Source organism: Actinomycetospora rhizophila (assembly GCF_042657905.1).
GTDB classification, from domain to species: Bacteria; Actinomycetota; Actinomycetes; order Mycobacteriales; family Pseudonocardiaceae; genus Actinomycetospora; species Actinomycetospora rhizophila.
Genome location: NZ_JBHSKG010000036.1, coordinates 1 through 2,994 on the forward strand (window position 1 = coordinate 1; position 2,994 = coordinate 2,994).

The 2,994-nt window shown below is 72.6% G+C and carries 3 protein-coding genes and 1 rRNA gene; 3 read left to right on the forward strand and 1 reads right to left on the reverse strand.

Going from position 1 to position 2,994, the window contains the following annotated elements:
• Nucleotides 1-70 (forward strand): 5S ribosomal RNA (gene rrf, locus ACFPK1_RS33075); the annotation flags it as partial.
• 801 nt (nt 71-871) lie between these two features.
• Here rrf and ACFPK1_RS32955 read toward each other — a convergent pair.
• A complete protein-coding gene (locus ACFPK1_RS32955) occupies nt 872-1,552 on the reverse strand; it encodes a TetR/AcrR family transcriptional regulator (RefSeq protein WP_378025154.1) in 681 nt (226 codons plus the stop codon).
• Between the two features lie 119 nt (nt 1,553-1,671).
• Between ACFPK1_RS32955 and ACFPK1_RS32960 the strand changes: the two genes are divergently transcribed.
• Nucleotides 1,672-2,442 carry an SDR family NAD(P)-dependent oxidoreductase gene (locus tag ACFPK1_RS32960; RefSeq protein ID WP_378025155.1) on the forward strand — a complete coding sequence of 257 codons (771 nt, stop codon included), beginning with the start codon at nt 1,672-1,674 and terminating at the stop codon, nt 2,440-2,442.
• A gap of 91 nt (nt 2,443-2,533) precedes the next feature.
• The gene (locus tag ACFPK1_RS32965) at nt 2,534-2,872 is read left to right on the forward strand and encodes a DUF6247 family protein (RefSeq protein ID WP_378025156.1); all 339 of its coding nucleotides are present in this window, start codon (nt 2,534-2,536) and stop codon (nt 2,870-2,872) included.
• Nucleotides 2,873-2,994 lie beyond the last annotated feature (122 nt).

Genomic DNA, 2,994 nt, shown 5'->3' on the forward strand with positions numbered 1-2,994 from the left:
GGAAGCTAAGCCCTCCAGCGCCGATGGTACTGCGACCGACAGGTCGTGGGAGAGTAGGACACCGCCGGAACACCCGACCACCCCCACCACCCCCACACAAGAAGGGGCGAGACTCCCACCGAGCCTCCCCCCTTTTTTCGTGCTCCTCGACCGGTGCAACGGAGAAGTCGACGGCATCGTCCGGCGAGCGCTGTCGCGCCCGAGCGTCACCAGGGTGCGGCATCGGGAGTGGATCACCGGGGGAGCCGCTGACCGGCTCGCTGATCGTCCATGTTGCACGGCGTGCCGGCTCGGCGAGCTCGTGCAGACCCTCCGGCGGCGCCGGGGTCCGCGGGCCCAGGACCTGATCAGGACCGACCGACTGCCGTCGAAGACTCTGTCCCGGTCGGGCGCTGGTCGTGACGGCGTGGCACCACAGCATCGGCAATCCGCCGGCGCCGAGTCGTCGGCCGGCGACGGCACCTCGCTTCGACGGGCGGCTGGTCGGTCCTCCCCGCAAAGAGCCCGTCCGAGGCCTCCACCCGCGGGCACGACGTGTCTCTGGGCGCCCCGAGTCGCGGCCGCCGGTCGGGCCGGGCCCGACGCCTGTGCAGCGGTCCTGGACCGACGTGGGACTCCCGACCGGTTACCGGCACCGCGAGGTCCCCGGCCGCGAGGCCCGGCACCAGCACACGGACGACTCGACTCCGTGTGAGCCGCTGCTCGAGGTCGAGGCTTCGTGCGGGGGCGCTGCCCGGACGAGCGGCGCGCCGCGACGGACCACGACCACCGCCACGGCCACCGGTCCTGTACCGGCGCGTCGGGCCGCCACACGGCCGCGCCGACCCACCGTGCGTCCGCTTGCCGCCGCTCGACGCCTCGATCATCGACCTCAGCTGCCGCGTCGCCCGCTCCGAGCCGTCGGAGGACGCGCCGCGTGCCGTGCGTGCACCGTCAGCGCGGCCTCCTCGACCGCGTGCGCCACGCTCGCCGCGTCCGGGTCCCAGTCGAGCAGCAGCATCCGGGGCCAGAGGACGTAGTTGGCGATCATGCCGAGGAACTGGGTCGTCACGAGATCGGCGTCCTCGAACTGCAGGGTGCCGGCGTGCTTCTCGGCGAGCAGGTGGTCGCGCACCGAGTCGAAGAACGGCATCTTGCCCAGGTCGAAGTGCGTGCGCCCGAGCTCGGGGAAGCGCGGGAGCTCGGCGATGACGATGCGGAACAGGTCGGCCATCCCGGGGCGGGTCAACAAGTCCGCATACCGGGTGCCGAGCGTCGACAGAGCGGCCAGGGGATCACCGGGCACGGGAGGGGCCTGTTCGTCCGTGGTCGCCCACGACGTGGTCACCATGGCACTGAACAACTCGGCCTTGGTCGGGAACTGCTTGAACAGCGTGGCCCGCGAGACCCCGGCCTCGGCGGCGACCTTCGCCAGCGAGGTGCCGTCGAAGCCGAGATCGAGGAAGAGCCGACGAGCAGCAGCCAGCAGCGCCTCCCGATTCCTCAGGGCCAGCTCACGGTGGTAGCGCGCCGCTCCCGACGACCCCGTCGACGCCGACTCGTTCCCGTCCACGGCAGACCACCCTGCCACAGACCGGCACGCGAGACGAGTCGCTTGACTCACCTCGTGAGGGGTGGTGTCCTGCGATGAGGTGAGCGGACCGACTCACCTCGTCGATCGAGGAGGGCACGATGGGACGCTTCGAGGGGCAGACGGTGCTGGTGACCGGAGCGACCGGCGGGATGGGGCGCAGCCACGTCCAGGCGTTCCACCGCGAGGGTGCTGCCGTGGTGATCGCTGCGCGGGACGAGGCGGCCGGGGTGACGCTGGCCGAGCAGCTGGGAGCGAGAGCGCTGGCGGTCCGGCTCGACGTCACCGACGAGCAGCAGTGGACGGCCGCGGTCGCCGCGGCCGAGGAGCGTTTCGGACCCATCTCGGTACTGGTCGCCAACGCGGGGGTGCAGCACCCGCCGACGCTGCTCGAGGACGCCGACCGCAGCCTGTGGGACACCGTCACCGCCGTGAACGTCACGGGCACCGCGCTCGGCATCCGAGCAGTCGTCCCGTCGATGCGCCGGGGCGGTGGCGGCGTGATCGTCACCGTCGCATCGACGATGGCTCACGGAGGCACGGCTGCTTTCGGTCCGTACGTCGCCGCGAAGTGGGCCGTGCGCGGACTCACCCGGACAGCCGCGCTGGAGCTGGCGCGTGACGACATCCGGGTCGTGTCGGTGACCCCGGGGGTGGTGGGCACCCCGTTGATCACCGAGCCGCTCGCCGCCGGGGTGCCGGCCATCGCCGAGCTCTTCGACCCCGAGCCGTTCGCCGTCCCGCGCATCGGTGAGCCGGACGAGATCAGCCGCGCACTCGTCTTCCTCGCCTCCCCCGACGCCGCCTTCATCACGGGCTCCGAGCTCGTCGTCGACGGTGGACTCCTGCTCGGTCCGGCACTGAGCGCCTGAACCTCCCCCGGGGTGTCGCGGTGCGCTTCGTTCCCGAGGTCCTGGGCCCACGCCCGGCCCGCCAGGGGGCCAAGAGTCGTAGAGTCGGCGCATGACCGCCGCCGCATCGTCCGCCCCGTCGGGGGGAGGAGACGTCGGGACCTGGGCCGACGCGACGCCGGCCGAGGTGCGGGCGGCCCTGGCCCCCGAGAGTGCAGCCGAGTTCGACCGGCAGTGGCGCGCGGCGCTCGCCCGTGCCGCCGACACCTACGACCTCGCGGTCGTCCACCAGTGCCTCGACGCGTGGCGCCGGGTCGCCCGCGTGACGGACGTTGCCGGTGGGGCGGAGGGATACCGCGCGATGCTCGACGACGCGGCCGCCCGCGCGAGCGGGAGCACGACGCCGCCGGCGGTGTCATGGCACGAGGTGCGCGCGGGCCTCGGCCTCTAGTGTCCTGAGTCGGAAGTTCGGCAGCGGTTGTTAGGTTCGAGGTATGGCTCGTGGACCTGCGCCGGTGGCGATCGTGCTCTCCGAGGACGAACGGGAGCAGTTGGAGTCCTGGGCGCGGCGGC